This is a genomic window from Parvularcula sp. IMCC14364 (assembly GCF_030758415.1).
GTDB lineage: Bacteria > Pseudomonadota > Alphaproteobacteria > Caulobacterales > Parvularculaceae > Aquisalinus.
Genome location: NZ_CP132334.1, coordinates 2,715,238 through 2,737,668, shown reverse-complemented (window position 1 = coordinate 2,737,668; position 22,431 = coordinate 2,715,238). Strand labels below are relative to the sequence as shown.

Sequence of the window (22,431 nt, the reverse complement as noted above, 5' to 3'; positions counted from 1 at the left end):
GCGCTTGCCCCTCAAGGAAGGAACCTGCGACCATGCTGCGCCTTTTTGTCTCGTCAGAACTCGCACCGGGCATATCGGTTCCTGTCTCCCCGGAGCAGGCACATTATCTTGGCCGTGTGATGCGGCGTGATATCGGGGCGGAGCTGCTGCTTTTCAATGGCCGGGATGGCGAGTGGCGCGGTGAAATTGCTGCGATCAGCAAAAATGCGGGCGTCGTCAGCCTTAAGGAGCAAACGCGAGTGCAGGCGGCAACGCCGGACCTCTGGCTTCTCTTTGCCCCGGTCAAACGGGTGCCGCTGGATCAGATCGCCCAGAAAACGACGGAGCTGGGCGCGTCGCTTCTGCAGCCCGTAAAGACGGCACGAACGATTGTGACCCGCGTCCGGGAGGACCGGTTATACGCGAATGCTGTAGAGGCTGCAGAGCAGAGCGAGCGGCTGGACGTGCCGGAAGTGCGCCCATTTGCGCAACTGGAAAAACTTGTGACCGGATGGCCTGACAACGCGCCGGAGCGACGCCTTGTTTTTTGTGATGAGGCCGGTGATGACGCCCAAGAGCGCTGGGGTGGCCCGGAGGGGCGGGCCTTGCCAATGGTCGAGGCGCTGCAGGCATATCGTGACAAATCGTGTCGCTGGGCCATCCTGACCGGCCCGGAAGGTGGGTTTACCCCGGCAGAGCGCGACATGCTGCGCCAACAGGAATTTGTCACGCCGGTAACGCTCGGACCGCGCATCATGCGTGCCGACACGGCAGCTTTTGCGGCTGTGACCCTGTGGCAGGCAGTATTGGGGGATCTCGGGCAGCCGTTCACTAAAGCGTGAAAAACAGTCAGACGCTTTGCACCATCTTCAATAAGGGCTAGAGGGGCGCAACTTGTTATTTGAAAGTCAGCCCTATGACACAGCTAGATGCCGCGGCCCGCAAGGATGCTGCTCCCGTTGAGAGCAAGGATGACCTGACCGGCTATCTCGCTTCTGGCTGCAAGCCAAAAGCTGACTGGCGAATTGGCACAGAACACGAAAAATTCGGCTTTTGCAGAAAGAGTCTGACGCCGCTGCCTTATGATGGCGAACGCTCGGTCAGGGCGATTTTGCAGGGCCTTTCCGATGAATTTGGCTGGGCACCTGTTTATGAAGGGGATCATCTGGTTGCGCTCAAAAAGGACGGCGCATCTGTGACGCTTGAGCCGGGGGGGCAATTCGAGCTTTCCGGTGCGCCGCTGGAGCATCTGCACCAGACCTGCAACGAAGTGCACAGTCATCTGGATCAGATCCGTGCTGTGACTGACACCGTGGAAGTCGGCTTTCTGGGGGTTGGGCATACGCCGAACTGGACCCGTGCGGAAATGCCGCATATGCCCAAAGGCCGTTATGGCATCATGCGTAATTACATGCCGGAAGTGGGCAATCTTGGCTTGGACATGATGCACCGCACGGCGACAGTGCAGGTCAATCTCGATTTTGCTGATGAAGCCGATATGGTCAAAAAATTCAGGACCTCACTGGCGCTGCAGCCATTGGCAACGGCGCTGTTTGCCAACTCGCCCATGGTTGAGGGCAAGGATACAGGTTTTGTCTCATGGCGTGCCAATATCTGGACCGACACGGACCCGAACCGTACCGGGCTTCTGGATTTCGTTTTTGAAGATGGTTTCGATTTTGAACGCTATACAGAGTACATGCTCGACGTGCCGATGTATTTCCTGTTCAGGAATGGTGATTATGTGGATGCGACTGGCAAGTCATTCAGAGCGTTCATGGATGGCAAACTGGACCTTGCGCCAGGTGAAAGACCGTCTCTGGAAGACTGGACAGACCATCTGTCCACGGCGTTTCCGGAAGTCCGCCTGAAAACGTTTCTGGAGATGCGCGGTGCTGACTCAGGCTCCTGGTCGCGTATCTGTGCACTGCCAGCCTTCTGGGTTGGGCTTCTGTATAACAGCTCATGCCTTGATGCCGCATGGGATGTGGCAAAGAACTGGACGCCTGAACAGCGCCACGCCCTTCGCACCGATGCAGCCCATTACGGGTTGAAAGCCAGAATCGGCAAGCACAGTCTGCAGGATATTGCAAAAGAAGTGCTTGCTGTTTCGCGCGAAGGTCTTCGTGACCGTGCGCAGCTTGATACGGGCGGGAGCGATGAGACCGGATTCCTGCAACCGTTGCAGGAAATCGCTGACAGTGGCCTGACGATGGCAGAGCGGATGCTTGCTGACTTTGAAGGTCCTCTGGGCAGGGATATGCACAAGCTGTATGAGAAATATGCTTTCTGAGTTATCATGACACAAACCGTTCGCGAGGTTTGTGACGCACTGGCCGCCCGCAGTGATTCGCTGGCGATGGCGGCGCGGGCGATCAATTTCGAGCCTTATATCAGGCAACGCCCTGCAGGTTATGCCGGGCTCTTTCGGATCATTGTCGAACAACAGGTTTCAGTGCCGAGCGCACAGGCAATTCTGGCCCGCTGCGAGGCGCGGATCCCCGAAATCAGTGTGCAGAAAGTCATCTCCATGAGTGAAGATGACCTGCGGGCCTGTGGTCTGTCACGACCCAAGGTCAGATATGTGAAAGGGGCCGCACAAGCTGTCCTTGATCAGTCACTGCGCTTTGAGCAGTTGCCTGAGCTGGAAGATGAAGCGGCTGTCGCGCACCTGTGTGCTGTTAAAGGTGTTGGCCCCTGGACGGCAGCGATCTACCTGCTGTTCTGCGAAGGGCGGTTGGATATCTGGCCGCGCAATGATGTGGCATTGCTTGCCGCGTATGCCGCGGCGAGTGGATTTGCCTCAAAGCCTGCACAGAAAGATTTTGACCTCATGGCCTCTACACAATGGGCACCATGGCGCGGCATGGCAGCCCATATATTATGGACCTATTATGCCAAACTGCGCGGGCGAAAACCGATCTGACAGTTCCCCTGAGACGTGTATTCTCGCGGAAGTGGCAGAAAAGTCGCAAACTGTCAGAAAACTGTCATGGGGAATCAGCTATGTTGCCAATGTTATTAAATGGGGCTAAATGTTCAGCGTGAAGATGGAGATTGTGCGTTCAAGCATCTAATCAAAATCAGGTTGAGTACAGGCAGAAACTGCCTGCGGACTAGTGAAGTCCGCCGTCGCCCCGGTTTTTCCCACAGGGTATTACAGGAGCGGTAGAATGCATATGAGTCACCAGTCCCCCGATAGTTGTCCTGCACTGGTTCTCAATGCCGATTTCCGGCCCCTCAGTTATTTTCCACTTTCCTTATGGTCCTGGCAGGACTCACTGAAGGCGGTTTTTCTGGATCGTGTGGATGTTGTCGCTGAATATGACAACACGGTACGCAGCCCGACTTTCGAGATGAAGCTGCCTTCCGTAATCGCCCTGAAGACCTACGTGACCCATGCGCGCAAGCCTGCTTTCACACGGTTTAATGTCTTCCTGCGAGACTCATTTTCCTGCCAGTATTGCGGTGATGCCAACCGGGACATCCTGACATTCGATCATGTGATCCCCCGCTCGAGGGGGGGTAAAACGACGTGGCAGAATATTGTTGCAGCCTGTTCGCCCTGCAATCTGCGCAAGGGTGGCAGAATGCCCCAGGATGCCAAGATGCATCCGTTCCAGAAGCCATATCGCCCGAACATGTATGAACTGAATGAAAAAGGCCGGGCTTTCCCGCCAAACTACCTGCATGAAAGCTGGCACGATTATCTCTATTGGGACACAGAACTCGAGCCGTGATATTTGCCTGAAGGCAGACCTTCAGTGCGTAGTTTTCTGATCTGTCCTGGCAGGCGCTGGCGTGCCGTCTCCGCTGCGATGCCCACTAGTAATGACAGGATAACGGCCGCCATACCGGATAATAGCGTATAGGAAACCGGCATCGTATGTGTCAGCAGGTGCACCGGCAGGTTACGCAGCAGGTAAATATAAAAACTTGCACCACCCACAAGCATGATTATGGGTTTCAGTTGTCCTGATACGGATAGCCGTGGAAACCATAATAGTAGCGTGAAGGCGCCGGCGACGATCCAGCCCTGCGCATTGGTTGGTCCCATGAACAAGGGGAATGTGATGAGCCCTGTAACCATCAGCAGCATTTTTCGATTGGGATTATCTGCTCTTGCTGCTGCCCAGCCAAAAGCGAAGACATAGATCAAAAGATGTGGCAGGCGTTGTGTGGCAAAAAGCTCCGCGTTCACGACCATGATGAGAATCGGCAATAAAAGGCTGATACCAAGTGCCGTCAGGGCTGATTCAAAGGGATGAGTGCGTACAAGTTTTCGTAACTGCGGAATGGCAAAGACTGCACAGAGGCAAAGGACGATCTGGGCATAAACTTCCACGAACCAGTAAGGGGTCAGGAATGTAGATCCTTGCCCGTATGTGCCAAAGAAATTACTCGAAAGCGTGAGGGATGGCAGATGAAAATCCTGTCGCCATATAAGATATAGCAGCAATATACAGAAATAGGGCAGGATAATACGCCTGAAGACTGTACCCAGAACGGATATGCTCCGGCCCTGGAGCAAGTGTTCCAGTTGGAAGCGCGCCGTATTGAAGCCTGCCAGCATCAACAGGGTCATTGCGCCACCGGCAAATGAGACAAGGCCCGCATGGTGTGCAACTACCATGAGAATCGCCGCGGCCTTCAAGGCAATATCCGTATCTATCGTATTGGTTGTCTGCTGAGCTCTCTTCATCAACTGCAGATCACCAACAGATATCGTCTCCCACCCCTTCGGCAGATAACCGAGATGTTCTTCAATGGCGACGGATGCCTGAACATAGGAAAGTGAATCGCCCTGCAGACTCGTGAAGCTGGCATTGCGGGGTACTTTGGCAAGCCGAAGGGTCGCGGCAAACTCACCTGCCAGATCAATGTGCGGTTTATCGTTGTCTTCGTTCTCTGTCCGTATTTTTTTGCCTGTGGCCATGATCTGTCGATAATCAGTCTTGCCATTTTCCAGAACAGGAAAATCTGCCGCAGCCCAGACGATAATATCATTCCTTTTGAGGGTGTACCGGCGGCGCAGGTGCTTTTCAATTTCATCTGTAGAATGAGGACCACGGACACACACACAGATGAGTTCATCATCGCCAGAGACGGCACATTGCGGCCCCATTCTTGTCAGGCTGGCTTCAATATCATCAAGGTTGAATCGCAAGCCATACAGTTTGCAGAAGCGACTTTTCCGGCCGGTTATCCTGTAAAGTCCCAGACGGTTGCGCACCGCAAGGTCACCTGTTTCAAGTTCTGTCAGCTCGGCGGCGCGGGCGAGATCATCTGGCTGATCCGCGTAGCCCATCATCACATTTGCCCCTGAATAGATCAGCTCGCCTTCACGATCGTGTCGTGTAATAATTTTGCCAGTTGCATCGCGCAACGTGAAGCTGCCGCCGGGAATTGGCTGTCCGATACTGTGCGGGTTTTTGCTGGCAAGTTCCGGCGGGAGCCAGCCCATGCGGGCTGTTGCTTCTGTCTGTCCGTACATGACGTGGAAACGATAGCCACGTTTTGCCGCAAGCCTTGCATGGTAGCGTACTTTTTCCGGCGGCAATTTCCCGCCTGCTTGTGTGAGGGTGCGCAGGGAAGGCAGGTCCATATCGGCAAAACCGACGCGATCAAGCAATTCATATGTATAGGGCACCCCGGCAAGGCTGGTGCATTGTTGCTCCCTGAACTGCTCCCACAGGCACTGGCTGGATACGGAGCGGTCTGTCAGTGAAACAGAAGCGCCTGCCTGAAGGTGTGAGTTTATAATCGACAGGCCATAGGAATAATTGACGGGCAGGGTGGTGATTGCCCTGTCGAGGCTGCTGATATCAAGATAGTCTGCGATTGATGCAGCATTGGATTGCAGGTTCTCCCCGGAAAGCCGAACCAGTTTTGGCGTGCCGGTTGTGCCGGAGGTGGTCAGCAGTACCCGGAGATCCGGGTGAAGGTGGTGGTGTCTGTCACTTTCCTGTTGCAGGGACCAGCCATGTTCATCTTCGCGGTAAACAAGGTTTGGCTGGAAAACAGTTTCTATGCGATCGTCCTTTTCAGCTGCACCATGGGGCATCAGGATGACCGGATGTGCTGCCTGCAGGCAGGCGAGATAAGCAACAAGAGGCTGGATCTGGTTGCGTGTTTCGATGAGGACCAGCCTCCGGTGAGGCCCCAGTTGCCGCGCAAACTCAGTCACCGCTTCTGCAAGGTCCGCATATCGCCAGACCCGGCCATCCTCTTCAATAAAGGCCGTTGCCTTGTCGAAATAGTGAAGCCGGTGCACGAAGGAGGGGGCGCGCGTCATGCCGGCACCTTCTTTCCATGGCTTTGTTGCTGATGTTCAACGAGGCGATGGCGTAACTTTTCTAAAGGTATATCAAGAAGTCTGTACACAAGCAGGCTGGTTATGGCGCTGAATAAAAGGGCGGCTGTCTTCCAGCCATTGCCAAGCGGTGCTGCCAGAAAACTTTGTGTGAGCAGGAGGACAGGCCAGTGTATAAGGTACAAGGCATAAGAGATGTTGCCGAGATGGCGGTCAAGCTGCGCGCTTTTCTGTTGTACGCTGAAAGCTATGAAGGGGATAAGTGTACTGGCCCATAGCATCCCGAACCAGTCTTCCGGGAAGGGTGTCGCGGCATCCTTGAGCAAAAAGACCTGCGTCAGGGGAATGAATGCTGCAATCAGACCAATAGCAACAAAGGCGATGGCTGACCTCATCGCTGTATGGATCGATGGCAGGTACTTTGATCGTGCAAGGAATATACCGGCAGCAAATGCAGGCAGATAGGACAGGACTGTCCAGATGCCGAATTCCAGTTGCAGATACCAGCCCCACAGGAAGGCCGCAAACAGGATGCCCTGGAGTTTCATCTGCCCGCTGGCGTGCTGGTCCGCCCAGCTGAAAAGGCCCAGTAGCAGCGGAAGCAGAAGATAGAATTGCATCTCGATATCGAGAGACCAGGAGACGCCCAGCGGGTCATGCCCGGTACTGGCTATTCCCAGCAGCATAAAGCTGCTGGCGTGAATATCATGTATGTTGATATTTGACAGTGAGAATACGGTAACAGTCAATATGAGGCAGGCGGCATAAAGTGGCCAGATGCGCAAGGCTCGTGAGAGGTAAAATATACGCAGCGTGTTTGGTGCTGCCGCATATTTTTTGTCATACATCCGGGCGACCCAGTAGCCACTCAGGATGAAAAAGATCATTACAGCGGGGCGGCCGATCTCAAGATTCGAGACATGGCTGATCACAACCGCTGTTGCCAGCAGGAGACGAAAAAGTCCGGGTTTCAAGAAAGACGCCAACACACTCATCCAGCCTTTTCGGGCAACTATGACGTGATAGGCTTAATATATCTTCACCATAACCGACCGCATCGACCGGTTATGGTGACTAAAGATGTGTGCTGATTAACCTGTCAGCAAGGGCTGTTAACAGCAGGTTACCGCCTCAGGGCTACCAGCTGCTCTTACCAGCCGCATTGGCGGCCTTGATTTTCTTCTTCCAGATATTCCAGCAATGGCTGGAAGTAGGAGAGAATAGCGGACCCATCCATTTCTCTGGTGCCGGTAAAGAGTTCCAGCGTGTCAGGCCATGGTTGGGCCTGACCCATTTCGAGCATGGCGTTGAAGCGCTCGCCCATCTCTTTCTGACCATAAAACGAGCAGCGGTGTAATGGTCCCTCCCAGCCGATCTGGTCACAGGCGGCCTTGTAGAACTGGAACTGCAATATATGTGCTAGGAAGTAGCGTGTGTACGGCACATTATTCGGGACATGATATTTGGAACCCGGGTCGAAGGCGTCTGCCGGGCGGTCATTGGGGGGGCGGATGCCCTGATACTGCTCGCGCAGTGACCACCAGCCGTCATTGTATGTGTCGGGCGTCAACTCACCGGAGAAAACCTGCCAGCGCCATTTGTCGACCAGAAGGCCGAAAGGCAGGAAGGCAATTTTTTCCAGCGCCTGTTGCATCAGCAACTCGATATCGCCATCCGCGCCGGGCACGTCGTCTGCCGATAAAAGGCCGATCTGCTGGAGATATTCCGGCGTGATGGACAGCGCAATCATGTCACCAATCGCTTCGTGGAATCCGTCATGGGCGCCGTTCTTGAACAGGAGAGGCTGGTCCTTGTAGGCGCGCTGATAATAATTGTGTCCAAGCTCGTGGTGAATGGTGCGGAAGTCTTCGCCATCCACATTGATACACATCTTGATACGGATATCTTCCTGGTTATCAAGGTTCCAGGCCGAGGCGTGGCAGACAACCTCGCGGTCATCCGGCTTCACAAACTGGGAACGCTCCCAGAAGGTCTCCGGCAAGGGCGCGAAACCAAGCGAGGAGAAGAATTCCTCTCCGGCTTCAACCATCCTGATCGGTGTGTAATCGTTCTCTGCCAGCAGGGCATCAAGATCAACGGTAGAACTGCCGCCGGTGCTTTGCGGCTTTACGATATCGTAAAGTGAGCCCCATTGCTGGGCCCACATATTGCCCAGTAGATCTGCCCGGATGGGCTCATCAAGCGGTACAACATCGTCTCCATACTGCTCATTCAGTTTATATTTTACGTGGCACTGGAGATTTTCATAGAGGGGTTCAACCTGCCCCCAGAGGCGGTCGGTCTCTGCGGCAAAAGCGTCCGGGTCCATATCATAGCCGGAGCGCCACATCTGCCCCACATCGGCATAACCAAGCTCACGTGCGCCCGCATTGGCGATTTCGACCATACGGGTGTAGCTGGCTTTGCTGGCTTTGGCTTCGGCGCGCCATTTGGTCCAGACTTCTTCCAGCTGGTCCGCATCGCGCAGGTTGCGCATCAGGAGTTCGGTCTCATTCTGCGGGACGGTTTCGCCCTCAAAGTCGATCTTGCCAGTAGAATAGGCTGAACTGAGGGCGGTGTTGATATTGGCAAGTTCCGTGGCCGCCCCGTCTGTTGACGGTGCAGGAATAGTGATGCCACCACGCAGGATATCGACCTTGCGCTGCAAGTCAGCGGGCAGATCAAGGCCCTGGAATTTCTTGGTTTCGTTGGCCAGTTCTACCATCTTCTCGGTCAGGATGGCGCTGTCTTCCGAAACAGCAATTTCGTTTTCCTCGTTGATGTCCGTCGCATAAGCCCAGTTGACGTCAGCCGAACGGGCAAACAACACATCAAGCTCAGCTTCTGCTTCGTTGATAAAGGCGCGCACATCCGCAACTGTTGGGCCAGCCTCTTCTTCAACGGCTGGCGCAGGTGGATTCTCAATCGGGGCCTCAGTTGTGCCCCCACAGGCTGAAAGTACAAACAGTGAAGCACCGGCAAGGCTTGCGCCGGTCAGTCTTTTGGTGGAAATCATGATATCCCTCATTATTCTTTTAAGAATTTGGGCAGGCGCCGCGCGGCCCTGACGCTGGGGAGAGTTTATCATGGACAAGGCCAGAGTCCAACTCTGCCAGAAGTGAGGCCAGCCGGGTGCGTGATATGATTTGCCACGTTTTTCGGCATAGTTTCCGGCACTGGTTCCCGATCGTCATCACGGGATGGCCGCATCCATGGCGACAGGTGCGGCCAAGGCGCAAAAGGGCGGAAACTGAAAAAATGAAAGACATGATGATTGACCTGTTCCTCCGATCGAAACATAGAACAAAAAGAAAACAAAGTCAATTATAAAGTTGTGATAGCCGTTCTGGAGAGGCGCGCCGGGCGTCATCGGGCATCATTCAGGAATGCCCAGGAAAGCTCAGATAAAAGTAACAGGGATGAAAAGGAAGTCAGGCCCCGGATGACAATCTTGCTGATGGTCCCGAGGCCTGGAAGGAAGATGCGTATCAGCCGCGGCACATGGCGCAGATCTTGTTGCCAGCAGGGTCGCGCAAGTAAGCCAGATAAAGTTTGAGGTCATTATTTTCTCGCCAGCCGGGCGCGTCCTCAATGGCTGTACCGCCATTTTGAAGACCAGCCTTATGAAAAGCATCTGCTTCTTCGGGCGTGGCCGCGGCGAAACCGATGGTGCCGCCATTGGCGCCGCAGGCTTCCTTGCCGTCGATTGGTTCTGACAGCATGAAAATGTTGCCATTGTGGATATACATGGCGCGCCCTTTCGGGTCTACGCGGCCGGGTTTGATCCCAAGTGCCCCAAGCGCCGCATCATAAAAAGTTTTTGATTCTTCGAGATTCTTTACGCCGATCATCAAGTGACTGAACATTCTGGTTTCCTCTTTTTGTCTTGCCTGAAGAGGTCACTCATATCGCTGCCTTCCGGTGATGTCTAATGCGCGTGGCAGTGCGATCCTGTGTTCAATCGGTCATCCCGGCCCCTTTCACACGAGCCGGGATGACCAGAGGAGATTACTCCACCCGCTCTCCATAGATATCCAGCTCAATCACGTCGCCAGTAGCAAATTCAGTCACCGGTCCGAACTGGGTCTCCTTGTCGCCGACAACTAGATAAATCATTTCCTCTTCGTCGAGATATGTTGCGGCGATCTTGCGGAAATCATCAAGTTGCATACTGATGAGCTCCTGCTGTTCATCCTCCACATAGGTATTGCTTTTGCCATATTTCGAAATCTGGCGCAGCGTGCCGAGTTTCGCGTTCAGGCTTTCAAAGGCGCGGGTGTTTTCCTTGATCAGCTTGGACTGTGTGGTTTCCACATCAGCCTGTGTAAAGGTTTCACCATAGGATGAGATCATGTCTTCGATGATCATCAGTGAATCCTTGGTGGCATTCGCCCGCACGCTGGTGCCGGCGATGAACGGGCGCGCCGTCAGACCATTGCCGATGGAGGAATAGGCGCCATAGGTATAGCCTTTTTCGATCCGCAGTGTTTGCGCCAGATCACCACTGATGCCGCCGCCCAGTTTTTCGTTTGTGAACTGAATTTTATTAAAGTCAGGATGGGCCGTTGGCACAGTCAGCTTGCCAATATAAAGGACACTCTGCTTGGAGCCCGGCACATCAATGAAATATGTTGTGCCGTCTGTGTTCTGCTCCGGAATATCATAGGTGGGCACTGGTTGGTCCGGGGCGGCAAAATCATCCGCGAAAGTAGCAAAGGCTGCTTCTGCCCTGGCCTGCGAGACTGCACCGGCGATGTGAATGCGCGGGCTCATGGTCTTCATACGTGCATAATGATCCTGCAAATCAGTCAGAGTCAGGGTGCTGACAGTCTCTGCCGTGCCGTCTGTTGGCAAACCAAGCGGATGGGCATCGCCATAGATGAGCTTGTTGAATGACAAGGAGGCAATCGCATTCGGGTTGGCTTCGCGCCCCGTGATGGCAGTCAGGGCGGCGGATTTTACGCGCTCGAAATCCGCTTCTTCCCAGCGCGGCTGGGCAAGAATTTCTTCAACCAGCGCGACTGTATCTTCAAAATTACGGGCGAGGGACGTGGCAGAGATAGTCACCTCCTCCGCAGACGCACTGACAGAAATGCCGGAGCCAAGCAGGCCAATCGCCTGTTCGAGCTCGGCGGCTGTGCGGGTTGCCGTGCCTTCATTCATGAGGCGCGCCAGCAGGCTGGAGACGCCTTTCTGCGCCAGCGGATCAAGGCTGCCGCCGCCATTGATTGTGATATCGAAAGTGACCAGCGGCGTTTCACTGTTCTCTATGCCAAGCACGCGAATCCCGTCGCCAAAGCTGGCTTCCCAGACATCGGGCATACTGACGAGCGGCAGTTCACCAAAGGGAGGCTCAGAGCGGTCATATTTGCTCGGGGTTTTCTCATAATCACCAATTTCGCCGCGCGTGACGTTCTCGCTGGCATTGTCGGCCTTCACTTCTTCAATGAAAACCTCTGCGAGCGCTGAGCCCTCAATGGCCAGGTCAGCTTTTCCTTTCGGCACAAAGCTTGTGATGACGGCAGGTTTGTCATCGATATATGTGTCATACACCCGCATGACATCCTCTGCCGTGACGGCAGTGAGCAATTCGGCCTGTTTGATGGCATAGGCCGGATCGCCCGCAAATTCATTGTCGATGGCCATGGTGTTGGATTTACCAAGCACCGTAGACAGACCGGAATACAGAATGGTTTCCTGTTCTGCCTTGATGCGCTGCAGGTCTTTCGGGTCAACGCCATTGGCCTCGAAATCAGCCAGTGCCGTTTCAATGCCATCCATCACATCATCAAGATCAGTATCTGCCTTGCCACGCACACGGATGGTGAAGGTGCCGGCGATTTCGTCAACGCTGGAATAGCTGCTGACATTCGGGGCCAGTTTTCGGGTGTCCACGATTTCGCGATAGAGCGGTGAATTCTTGCTGCCTCCCAGAATCTGGCCGAGAACATTCAGGGCCAAAGCATCCGGATGGTAATCTTCGACAGTGGGGATGGTGATGCGCAATTCCGGCAGACGGGCGAAGTTGTCTTCAAACCAGAGCGTCTTTGTCTCGGTGAGATTGGCTGGCATCGGCTCAAGCGGCGCGACATCCGGTCCGCGGCGAATTTCACCAAACCAGCGCGCCACTTTTTCCGTGGTCTCTTCGAGGTCAATATCTCCGGCGATGACCAAAGTCGCATTGGCGGCGCCATAATACTCTGTGTAGAACTCTTTCAGGTCTTCAAGCGTGGCGGCCTGTAGGTCCGGCAACAGCCCGATCGTGGTCCAGCTATATGGGTGACCTTCCGGATAAAGGTTTTTGCGGATTACTTCGGTTGTGTAGCCGTAAGGCGCATTGTCATAACGCTGGCGTTTCTCGTTCTTGACGACCTGAATTTCAGCATCAAGGGCTGCCTGTGTGACTGTGTTTATCATATAGCCGAGGCGGTCTGAGTCGATCCAGAGGATTTTGTCAAAAGCGTCTTTGGGCACCACTTCATAATAAATGGTGCCATCGCTCCAGGTGCCGCCATTGCGCTGACCGCCCCAGTCCGGGATTGCCTTGCGGTTCCAGCCGCGCGGCACGTTTTCGGAATCATTGAAGGCCATATGCTCGAAGAAATGCGCAAACCCGGTGCGACCCGGTTTTTCACGGTTTGAGCCCGCATGGATGACTGTGGTCACGGCCACAATCGGGTCCGATGTATCACGGTGGAGAATGACTTCCAGGCCATTGTCCAGCGTGAATTTTTCGTAATCAAGCTCGAATTTATCTGCAGCAGTTGCGGCTGCAGTGTTTGTCTGTGTGCTAACAGGTGTATTCTCACAGGCCGTCAGTGCGGCCATGGTGCCCAGTAATAACAGGTGTTTCAGCTTCATGATGTCCCTCTCATGCGGCTTTGGCCGCGTGTGTTTGTTGATTGAACTATATCATTCCGGCAGGGGCCTGTCAGGCCGGATCAGCTCTGACGGTGCGCTGTATTTTGCCGTGCGTAATGTGTCATGACCGGGCCCATGGCGAGCCCGGCGATAAATCCGCCGAGATGTGCCTGCCAGGCAAGGCCGCCCTGCATCCACAGCGCCAGAACGATGTTCAGGATAATGAGCCCGGCGATGGTCTGGAACACGGGCTTGAGCGACAGACCACGGGCGCGGCGGATGACGCCATCCCAGTATTGCCACACTGCAAGAAAGCCAAATACGGCGCCCGAGGCACCAATCGCGGGGATATTCGTATCTGCGAGCAGGGCAAAACCGATGCCGCCCCCGATCGCGCAGACCACGAACAATAAAAGCATCGCATTCACACCCGCCTGTTCAGCGATGAGCTTGCCGATAGAAAGGAGAATTACACTGTTCATCAGCAGGTGAAAGAGATCTGCATGCAGAAGGGCATGGGTGAGATACATGGTATAGGGTTGTAGCGAGAAGACCGGCTCTGCGGCACCGGTGGTCAGTGGATCCCAAAAAGCACCATAGAGAAACGCAAAGCCTCGCCAGTCCGGGGTGCCCACCAGTCCCTGGTCCGCACCTGTCAGGAAAAGTTCAATGACGGCCATGATGGCGATGAGCATCCACAGTGCTTTTGGTACATCGCCAATCGTTGGGGGGCGGACGGATGTATCAATCCTGTCAGGTGCGCTGCTCACACTTTCTCACTCAGCCGGATAGCGAGATGACAGCCTGCCTGAATTGCACCTTTCAGCAGGCTGTAGCCGGGTGCATCTTCCGCCCCTTCTTCAAGCGCTGTATCTTTGTGCTCCAGTTCGTCTTCGCGAAATTCAAGGATGGTATCGCGCAACTCAGGTTCCGTGTCGCCGAGCTCTTCAGCCTGTTCAGCATAGTGCTGCTCGATGACTTCCTCGACAGCGGAGGTGCAGGCCATGGCAGCTTTCTCGCCCATCAGGGCTGTGCCGGCGCCCAGTGCGAAGCCGGCGACGTTCCAGATGGGAGCGAAGACTGTTGGGCGGGCTCTGTTATCAGCAAGCAGGTCGTCAAAAGCACTGAGATGCTTCTGCTCGCTTTCTTCCATCTCCTTGAGCAGGTTTGAGAGGCGGGCCTTGTGTGGCAGGCGGTCAAAGACGGCGCGCTGCCCCTTATATATCTGCACCGCGCCATATTCGCCTGCGTGGTCAACGCGCAGCATCTCCTGCAGCCGCTTCTCGCGTGCGCCGGGGCGGTGGGCATTGATGAAAGTTGCCTTGCTCATAGACAAGACTTAGGCGTTCCAGCCGCGCCCGGCAAGGGTGGCCGTGTCTGAGGCAATGTTGCGCCAGGCCCCTGCAGCCGCCAGCATCATCAAGCCCAGTGAGATCAGAAAGTTGTAGCCCGCCATGGAGATGCCAAACAATCTCCAGGCAGCTTCCGTACACGGCACGACTGTATCCCCGAGCGCGTCCAGGGGATTGATCGGGCCACTGAGGTCCGTCGTGGCACTGCAGGTTTCCGGGCCCGGCCACCATTTCCACTCGACACCAGCATGATATCCGGAGAGCCAGGTGGAGTAGCCATAGACAAGTATCATAACAATGAGCCCGATTGTCAGGGCGCGCGTGGAATTGGTTACGACAATGACCCCGCGCGCGATGACAAAGACGGCAAGGGCCGCCCAGTGCACTTCACGCTGGTCGAGGCAGAGGGCGCAAGGGGGAAGGTCACCCACACGCTCGAATAGATGCGCCGCTGCCAGCAATCCCGCACTGGCAAGCCCGCAAATGAGTAATGCGCGTACAGGGATCGTCAGCAGGTAGAAAAACTTGCCCATCATGATGATACCAGACCCAGGAGCCAGTCCTTGGCAAAACTTATTGCTTCTGCGCCGAAAAAGACCAGAGCAGCAACCCACAATAACCCGATCAGAAGCCCGAGGATAATCAACAATCCGTCACGTTCAATCAGGCCGACAGACGCTATGGCGACCCCCACCCCCGGGGTGGAATTGGTCAGGGGCAGCGGTACCAGAATGGAGGCGCAGGGAATCAGCAGCAATGCGCCGGTGATCCGCATACCCACACCATCTGACAGGGCCGTCAGGCGCGGGTGCGTGACACGCTCAATCCAGCCGAGATAGCGCTCCGCCCGTCTCACCGTGCCTTTCATCATGGAAACCTGAAACTCACGTTTTGCCAGCCCCGCAGGCAGCCAGGGAGCCTCCTTGCCCATTGCCATCTGGGCTGCGAGTGCCAGCATTGGCAAGGCAACAATCTGGGGCAGCAGGTAGACAAATGGCAGGCAACAGGGCAGCGCCAGCAGTAAGAGCATCATGCCATAGGCGCGCTCATCCAGCGCCTCGACAAGTGCACCGAGGGATGCTTTGGGGCCATCCGGTTTCTCACCTTTGGCGGCTTTTTGTGCAGGCCCGGTAGTGTCGGTGCTGGGCTCACTGTCGGCCGGGTCCTTTTCAGAAGGGCGCGTAGTGGCCCTATCTGCCGCCCGGACTGCCAGTTCATCCAGCACAGCATGGAGTTTCGCGGCTGCCGAACGCGGCTGTTCTTTGCTGTCGGAGGAGGTACAAGGATCGGACGGTGACATGAACAGGCTTTCGCTTAAATGCATCGATATTGCTTTACGCCAACATGCGGGCAGAGACCAGTGCGATAAACAGGTGTGCCAGTTGCCATCCCAGCAGGGCTCTGTATGTAACAATTTATCAGACTTGCCGGGAGATTATGCGGTAGACTTTACGTTGTTACTGGCGCGGGGAGTTCAATGCTCTATTATACAAATCTCTTGCAGGCTGGTCTGAAGTTTTCCGGACAGCAGCTCATTGCAAACAGTTCCCTTCTTATTGCAATGCTGACTGTTTTGACCGCGCTTTACAGTGGTTTCGCCATGGCGATTGGCTCTTACGGCTATCACGTGGATGGGCAATATCAGCTACTCAGTACCGCAGTACTGGCAGGGTCTGATGGTGTTCTTGGTCGTGACTACGTACTCTATCTTGGTATCCTTCCTGGTAAAATCCTGTCTCTGTTCATTTGGATGGAAGCCGGCTGGTTTGTTATTTTTTGCTCGTTTCTTTCTGTGCTGGGCTGGATGATCATGACACGGCTTATTACTGCCGTCTGGAATGTGCCGCCACAGCGAATCTGGTTTGTGACACTGGTGTCGTTTGCCGCGTTTATATTCGTCAATGCTTTTTATATTACAGAGCAGCGCTTGCTTATCCCGGATAACAGTGCGCTGAGCTATCGTTTTGTCTTTGCTGTATGCCTGTTTCTGGGACTAAGCCTGTTGTTGGCGCGCGCGCGACTGCCCCGGCTTAGTATCGCGCTGGGGATAGCGCTGATGCCACTGATCTCATTTGATTATGGCTTGCCTTTGGGCGTATCAGCCGGAATTTATATCGCGATCAAGAACTGGTCCCGACCGATGGAGATTGTCAGGATCGGCCTGATGGCTATTGGCATGTTCCTGGCCATGGTGGCGTTTTTTACGCAGTTTCATCTGATTGACTTTGTTGAGCGGTATCGCGGTGTATCAGACGGGCAATACTGGTACTTCCAGAGTTATACAAACAAGATCTATGATTTTGAAACATTTTTGAACGGTATCAGGCAGTATATTGTTAAGAAGCCGGAATATTGGCTCCTGATATTTGCTACATTGGCAACAACGCGCCGACTAATTTTTGTCAACATTGCCATTGCGCTATTCGCTGCTGCTGTGCTGCTGGAAACGGTGGGCCACAGATCCGACCGGTACTATTATCCATTTTACAACGTTAATATACTGATCTTTATTGTTGTGAGTGTCAACTTTATCGCTGACAGGCTGGTAAGGTTAGGCGGAAATAAGCTGCCACTGGCTGATATCTACCAGTTGGTGCTGGCTGTTCTTGTCGTTGGTGGCGTCATGACGGCTACCTCCGAGCGTTTCGACAAGCAGGTAGAGCATCTCAAATCGGCCTACCGCACCTATAGCGGATTTATCAGCCCTGAAATGCATGCCTACTTCTCCCAGCATGAGGAAGTCCCAATGATCATCGGGGATTATTATTCTCCGGTGACCCATGTTTATAATGCGAATGTGCATACCAGTTCCGCCCTAGCACTGCATGCCCTAGGGGAGAAAAACAAGAGGGACTGGCAACGTATCCTGAGCGGCAATCAGGATATTGTGGTTCTGACTACAAGCCCGGATTACTCGCACTGGCATTTGTGGAGCATTATGCAGCAGACATGGTTCTACGATACTGTCGTGACTCACTACAGGCCGGTCATGTCTGATGCGCAACATGTGGTCTGGGAGGGTCGGCATGAAGCAGCGGTATGGGCAGATACCGCCCACACATGCACCGTAATACCAGGTGACAGCACAGTTCAAATGGAAGTAGAATTTGATCTGCCGGATACAGAGAAAATTTATAAAGTCACGATACCGGTAACATATACAGGTGATCATTCCCTGTGGCGGCTTAGATGGCGCAATGGCACCATGCTACGCGGCAAAAGTTGGCGTGATTTCGGAGCGCCAGCCCGTTCGGATAGCATTTCTTTTATCATCCCCGGCGGCAGGAGTGAGCTGAATATAAGGGCTGTCCGTGGCAGGGGGGGGCAGGCTCGGATCGACAAGTGCCAAATTTCGACGATCAGTGATATCGATCCCGCGATGCTTTTCCCGGCGCAAATTCTGGCCAATATGCTCCTCAGTATGGGAAAGGTATTTGGGGAATACTCTGAATATACAACGCCTCTGGACTTTACAGATAGTAACTGGACCAATGGTGTGCTGACGATAAATCAGAGTGCCGTCCTGTTAGTCAGTGCGGCAGATTTACTGGCACCATATTACGAACAGGGAATGCTGGTAGAGTTGTCCACAGGGGAGGTCAGGGGGATAGAATATGTGCGGCGGTCACCAAAGTATATCGAGATCTGGATGGATGGTGAAAAGCTTGAGCCATCCTTGCACGGTTCACCAGCGAAATTCCGCCTTGCACGACCTTAACCGGCTGTTCTTGTCAACTCCGCCAGTGCAAGGTGGCGGGCTGTACGGGGTTGGTGAAGGCCTCGCCTGAGGTTTGAGCGTCGTCCCAGGCTTTCTTGAGGCGATAATACCATTTGGCCTGAACATCTGCGTCATTGATCAGCATCAGGCGCGGATTGTATTGCAGGCCCTCCTTCTGCATCATGACGATACGGTGGTCCTGCCGCAGAAACGCCCGGCCCATGGGGATCAGGATCAGTTTCAGGAAGTTGAACATCGGGTTGGTCCAGAAGAAAGTCTGGGTGACTTCCGTATGATCTTCGTCAATGGGCGTGACGGTTGTTAACCCCAGGACTTTATGCTTGCCAACGGTGATCAGTTCCGTGCGGATGCCGGGAAGGCGGAAAGCGATTTCTGTCACTGGCTTGCCACCCAACAGTTTGTACCCGGCCGAGTTTGATGATGGTTCATGTGCGACCATGGTGAATCCCAGTTCAGACGGGGTAAATTCCTTGGCCTTCTGATGAATGGAATCAGAGGTGCGCCACCACCATGCCTGATGGACGAAGGGTCCGTGGGCTGGGTCCATCAGGCCGATCACGGCATTGTCAATATGGCAGTCAAACATGATGCGGTCGCGCATGCGTGGGCGATGATCCAGTTCAATGCCGGGGAGTGTGGGGGGCAGGGGAATATCTGTCTCCGGATCGTCTGTGAGCGCTGGCCGATCCTCTGCGTCGGGCATGAAAACCCAGACCAGTCCGTTTTTCTCGGCCACCGGATAGCGCTGCACCCTGATTTTCTCGACATCAATCTCCTGTCCGGGCACGAGAGACGGGATGGCGGCACATTTGCCGTCTGCGCCGAAGCGCCAGCCATGATATGGGCATTCGACCTGATCCGAGGACACGGTCTCTCCCACGGCGCTGTCGCCCGGGCCGAGCAGGCGTCCGCCCGATAACAGCACGCCGCGATGGGGGCAGATATCGCGCAGCGCGAAAACCTCGCCGTCTTTTTTGCGGCCAAATAGCACTGGCTCGCCCAGCAATTTCTTGTGGATCATCTTACCCGGCTTCAGGTCAGAGCCCTGAAAAGCAAAATACCAGATATTGCGCAAAAACATGTGGACAGCTCCAGCTGCAGGTTACTGGTCAATGCCCTTACAGGCGCAAGCTGCAAGAGGGCAAGAGGAGGGCGATAGCTTATGATGTGTTTTGCCCGATCCAATCCAGGAAGGGCTGGTGTGAGTGCGCCCCGCTGATCGGGAGGGCGACAATACAGGGACATTCATAAGGATGCTCTGTCAGAATCATGTCGCGGGCCGGGGCAGCTTTTTCGGTGGTGGTTTTGACAATCATCACGACTTCCGTTGCCTGTTCCACTTTGCCTTGCCAGTCATAAACAGAGGTCATGCCCGGCAACAGGTTGACGCAGGCTGCCATGCGGTCGGAGATCAGTTTCTCTGCCAGCGCTGCACCGGTTTCATGGTCCGGGGAGGTGACATATAGCAGGATCGCGTCGGCCATGTTGAGACCCCTGCAGGATCAGAAGCGGTAGCTGGCCCCGGCCTCGAGCACGGGATAGAGGTCAAACTCGTTGATGTCGTCCTCCAGCGCCTGCTCCTCTGCTTCAAGTTCGGCCAGGAAGAGCGGATCATTGGAGAGGGTGCCGCCAACAGAGCTCAGTTCCACATCCGGGGAATCAGACAGGATCACGCCGCCGCGCACAAACCACGACCAGCGGCGCTGCGTGTAAAAAGTTGTGTCCCAGCCAAGGCCGAAAAACGGTGCCACGTCAGCCGCGCTCACATCACCGACCAGGGTCCCGACCTGTGCGGCCGTGAAGGTCTGGCCGCCAATTTCGACCGTGCCGGTTGGCACTGCGCGAAGGCCCGCACCGCGCTCGCCAAAGTACACGCCGGCGCTGAACATGAAGGCATTGCGAAACGGGTGGTAATCTGCCGCGACAGAGACGGTGGAAGCATCAAACTCGACCCCATATTCGATGCCGTCATAATCCTGATCGCCAATATCGCCCTTGAGGTAGTTATAGCCGCCGCGTGCGACCAGGGTGGAGGTCAGGCTCGCCTTGGCTTCCAGGCTGATGCCGTTGGTGCCAAGGCCGATGCTGCCAGCAGCGCGGCTGTCCTGCGCGCTGGCTGGAAAAGTGGCTGCCAACAGGGCAAATGGGGCAAGGGCAAAGGCGGTGAAGAGCTTCATTTGGTGGCTTCCTCTTGTCGGACTATTGATTTTGACGAGAGCGTCGCCGGGTTCTTCTTTATGCCTGATTAATCCATTCCCTAAAAAAAGCCCGCTTCGGGGAAATCCTTGGCAAAATAGGGTGGGCAAAACCGGGTGACAAAACAGGGTGGTAGAGTCTCAGTTTGAATTCGATGGCAATTTCTCACCAGAAGCAGAAGTAGCCAGTCTGCAATCTTATGTCCGAACCCTGTATCATTCTTGCCGTAAAATTCAGCTGACCAGCGCATAGGCTCATCTAAGTTATGGGCGTCGTCAGCAAGGCTCGCCCATCTTTGAACCCTAGGCCCGTCCAAGTTGGAAACCCTGGAAGATCGAGATGAAATTCGATTACCTTGTCAGGTATAGAGACAAACAGCGTTTTATCACCACTTTCAACTTCAGTTAGAACAGATTCATATTGTTCTAGAAGGTCATGCAAATCACCGTCCGACGCTGCTATGAAAACTTCTCGCCTTATTTCCACCGGCGATTTTAGTTCTCCTAAAGCACGCCCAGGTATCGCTAGTTTTTGAACGCCCATAGCGTCTAAAGCTGACATTACTGGAATTTCTTCAAACGGTGGTAATTCAGAAACAAGAGTTCGCAAATGCTTATAGATTCCGGCTGTTATCTTGAGTGGCCCAAGTTTGGTCAGTATTTCTGGTGGCATATATTCGTCCGGCAGTTCGTGCTCAATGATTGCTTCAATTGCGGGCACAAGCACTACGTAATTTTCAAGTCTACGCAAACAGGCCCATGATCCTGGTGCGCAACCCGAAAAACCACAACATTCGCACAAGATAGTTTGGAAACTGTCGGGCTCGAATGAAAAACGATATAGGTTGTTGATTAAACAAACACCGTCAACGTTGATTTGGTTTGTTTCAATTTTCCCTTGGCCTGAATCCAAAAAATCAAACGTGCGCGGCTCTGAAGTTATCTTTTCTACCTCATGAAACATCGGTTTCAAATCCAAACTTAAGTACGGTAACAAGGGTGCAACTTACGTCACAAACCAGACGTCTGGTAGCCTAACCGCAACAGCAACTTCGGGCCAATAGCAGCCCTCCAGTTTCAAACTGAGACACTACCAACAGGGTGATTGTGTTGACAGGCATGGTCCTTTTGCGTAACTGCACTCGCTCAAACGGGTGATGTGTGACCGCCGTTGAAAAATGTGTACTGGAAAGGCCGGCGCACCGGAGCACATCGTAAATGAGGATCTGATGTCCAATCGCATCAATGCGAAATACAAGATCGACCGTCGTGTCGGTGAAAATATCTGGGGTCGCCCCAAATCTCCTGTCAACAAGCGTGAATACAAGCCGGGTATGCATGGCCAGCGCCGCGCGGGCAAGCTGTCTGACTTCGGCATCCAGTTGATGGCGAAACAGAAGCTGAAAGGCTATTACGGCAATATCAACGAAAAACAGTTCAGCAAGATTTACAAGAATGCTGCTGCCATGAAAGGCAACACGGCCGAGAACCTGATCGGTATTCTTGAATCCCGCCTTGATGCGCTGGTTTACCGCGCAAAGTTTGTGCCGACCGTTTTTGCCGCGCGTCAGTTCGTCAATCACGGCCATGTCATGGTCAATGGTGTGCGCACCAACATTCCGTCCTACCGCATGAAGGTCGGCGATGTGGTGGAAATCCGCGAAAAGTCCAAGAATATGGCGCTGGTGCTCGAAGCCCTGCAATCGCCTGAGCGTGACATTCCGGAATATGTCGATGTGGACCCGAAGAAAATGACTGCGTCCCTCATCCGCATCCCTGAATTCGCTGAAGTGCCCTATGCTGGCACAATGGAGCCAAACCTGGTGGTGGAATTCTATTCATCATAAGAGCGACTTCTTCCCATAAAGATTTTGCAGAAAGGCCTTCGCGATATCCGCGAAGGCCTTTTTTGTTAGAGGTGTTTTTACCCCCTTATTGAAACGGGTTGCTGCCTGTTTCTGTCGTGCTAGACTGTTCCTTGGGAAGGGGTTC

General features: G+C 54.2%; 19 protein-coding genes. 6 read left to right on the top strand and 13 right to left on the bottom strand.

What is annotated here, in order from left to right:
• The first annotated feature begins 32 nt into the window (after positions 1–32).
• From RAL90_RS12725 to RAL90_RS12710, 4 genes are all read left to right on the top strand, one after another.
• Positions 33–821, top strand: a complete 789-nt coding sequence (locus tag RAL90_RS12725) for a 16S rRNA (uracil(1498)-N(3))-methyltransferase (RefSeq protein WP_306251204.1) — start codon at positions 33–35, stop codon at positions 819–821.
• A 74-nt stretch (positions 822–895) separates the two neighbouring features.
• A complete protein-coding gene (locus RAL90_RS12720) occupies positions 896–2,272 on the top strand; it encodes a glutamate--cysteine ligase (protein WP_306251202.1) in 1,377 nt (458 codons plus the stop codon).
• Between the two features lie 6 nt (positions 2,273–2,278).
• Positions 2,279–2,905, top strand: a complete 627-nt coding sequence (locus tag RAL90_RS12715) for a DNA-3-methyladenine glycosylase (RefSeq protein ID WP_306251200.1) — start codon at positions 2,279–2,281, stop codon at positions 2,903–2,905.
• A gap of 253 nt (positions 2,906–3,158) precedes the next feature.
• Positions 3,159–3,719: an HNH endonuclease gene (locus RAL90_RS12710; RefSeq protein ID WP_372340479.1), complete on the top strand. Its 561-nt coding sequence runs from the start codon at positions 3,159–3,161 to the stop codon at positions 3,717–3,719.
• Here RAL90_RS12710 and RAL90_RS12705 read toward each other — a convergent pair.
• From RAL90_RS12705 to RAL90_RS12665, 9 genes are all read right to left on the bottom strand, one after another.
• Positions 3,692–6,274 carry an AMP-binding protein gene (locus RAL90_RS12705; protein WP_306251196.1) on the bottom strand — a complete coding sequence of 861 codons (2,583 nt, stop codon included), beginning with the start codon at positions 6,272–6,274 and terminating at the stop codon, positions 3,692–3,694. The two genes, RAL90_RS12710 and RAL90_RS12705, sit on opposite strands and share 28 nt — an antisense overlap.
• Positions 6,271–7,266 (bottom strand): acyltransferase, encoded by a 996-nt coding sequence (locus tag RAL90_RS12700; RefSeq protein WP_306251194.1) that lies wholly within the window; start codon positions 7,264–7,266, stop codon positions 6,271–6,273. The genes RAL90_RS12705 and RAL90_RS12700 overlap by 4 nt, the downstream gene beginning before the upstream one ends.
• A gap of 176 nt (positions 7,267–7,442) precedes the next feature.
• A complete protein-coding gene (locus tag RAL90_RS12695) occupies positions 7,443–9,308 on the bottom strand; it encodes a M2 family metallopeptidase (RefSeq protein WP_306251192.1) in 1,866 nt (621 codons plus the stop codon).
• A gap of 472 nt (positions 9,309–9,780) precedes the next feature.
• Positions 9,781–10,158, bottom strand: a complete 378-nt coding sequence (locus tag RAL90_RS12690; protein WP_306251190.1) for a VOC family protein — start codon at positions 10,156–10,158, stop codon at positions 9,781–9,783.
• A 142-nt stretch (positions 10,159–10,300) separates the two neighbouring features.
• Complete coding sequence (locus RAL90_RS12685) at positions 10,301–13,153, bottom strand: pitrilysin family protein (protein ID WP_306251188.1); 2,853 nt, start codon at positions 13,151–13,153, stop codon at positions 10,301–10,303.
• An 80-nt stretch (positions 13,154–13,233) separates the two neighbouring features.
• Positions 13,234–13,923, bottom strand: a complete 690-nt coding sequence (locus RAL90_RS12680; RefSeq protein ID WP_306251186.1) for a rhomboid family intramembrane serine protease — start codon at positions 13,921–13,923, stop codon at positions 13,234–13,236.
• Positions 13,920–14,483 carry a demethoxyubiquinone hydroxylase family protein gene (locus RAL90_RS12675; RefSeq protein WP_306251184.1) on the bottom strand — a complete coding sequence of 188 codons (564 nt, stop codon included), beginning with the start codon at positions 14,481–14,483 and terminating at the stop codon, positions 13,920–13,922. Before RAL90_RS12675 ends, RAL90_RS12680 begins: the two co-directional genes overlap by 4 nt.
• Before the next feature lie 9 nt (positions 14,484–14,492).
• Entirely contained in the window at positions 14,493–15,041 is a 549-nt protein-coding gene (locus RAL90_RS12670) for a disulfide bond formation protein B (protein WP_306251182.1), read from the bottom strand.
• Positions 15,038–15,829, bottom strand: coding sequence for an exopolysaccharide biosynthesis protein (locus RAL90_RS12665; RefSeq protein ID WP_306251180.1), 792 nt, complete (start codon positions 15,827–15,829; stop codon positions 15,038–15,040). Before RAL90_RS12665 ends, RAL90_RS12670 begins: the two co-directional genes overlap by 4 nt.
• Positions 15,830–15,982: 153 nt before the next feature.
• Here RAL90_RS12665 and RAL90_RS12660 point away from each other — a divergent pair, with 153 nt between their 5' ends.
• Positions 15,983–18,223, top strand: a complete 2,241-nt coding sequence (locus tag RAL90_RS12660) for a hypothetical protein (protein ID WP_306251178.1) — start codon at positions 15,983–15,985, stop codon at positions 18,221–18,223.
• A 13-nt stretch (positions 18,224–18,236) separates the two neighbouring features.
• Here the strand turns inward: RAL90_RS12660 and RAL90_RS12655 are convergent, their stop codons facing one another.
• The 4 genes from RAL90_RS12655 to RAL90_RS12640 form a co-directional block, all read right to left on the bottom strand.
• On the bottom strand, positions 18,237–19,325 hold the full coding sequence (locus RAL90_RS12655) for an aromatic ring-hydroxylating dioxygenase subunit alpha (RefSeq protein WP_306251176.1): 1,089 nt from the start codon (positions 19,323–19,325) through the stop codon (positions 18,237–18,239).
• Positions 19,326–19,404: 79 nt separating this feature from the next.
• Positions 19,405–19,728, bottom strand: coding sequence for a divalent-cation tolerance protein CutA (cutA, locus tag RAL90_RS12650; protein WP_306251174.1), 324 nt, complete (start codon positions 19,726–19,728; stop codon positions 19,405–19,407).
• A gap of 18 nt (positions 19,729–19,746) precedes the next feature.
• On the bottom strand, positions 19,747–20,421 hold the full coding sequence (locus RAL90_RS12645; RefSeq protein WP_306251172.1) for a hypothetical protein: 675 nt from the start codon (positions 20,419–20,421) through the stop codon (positions 19,747–19,749).
• 277 nt (positions 20,422–20,698) lie between these two features.
• On the bottom strand, positions 20,699–21,403 hold the full coding sequence (locus RAL90_RS12640) for a hypothetical protein (RefSeq protein ID WP_306251171.1): 705 nt from the start codon (positions 21,401–21,403) through the stop codon (positions 20,699–20,701).
• A 265-nt stretch (positions 21,404–21,668) separates the two neighbouring features.
• Here RAL90_RS12640 and rpsD point away from each other — a divergent pair, with 265 nt between their 5' ends.
• On the top strand, positions 21,669–22,286 hold the full coding sequence (gene rpsD / locus RAL90_RS12635; protein WP_306251169.1) for a 30S ribosomal protein S4: 618 nt from the start codon (positions 21,669–21,671) through the stop codon (positions 22,284–22,286).
• Positions 22,287–22,431 lie beyond the last annotated feature (145 nt).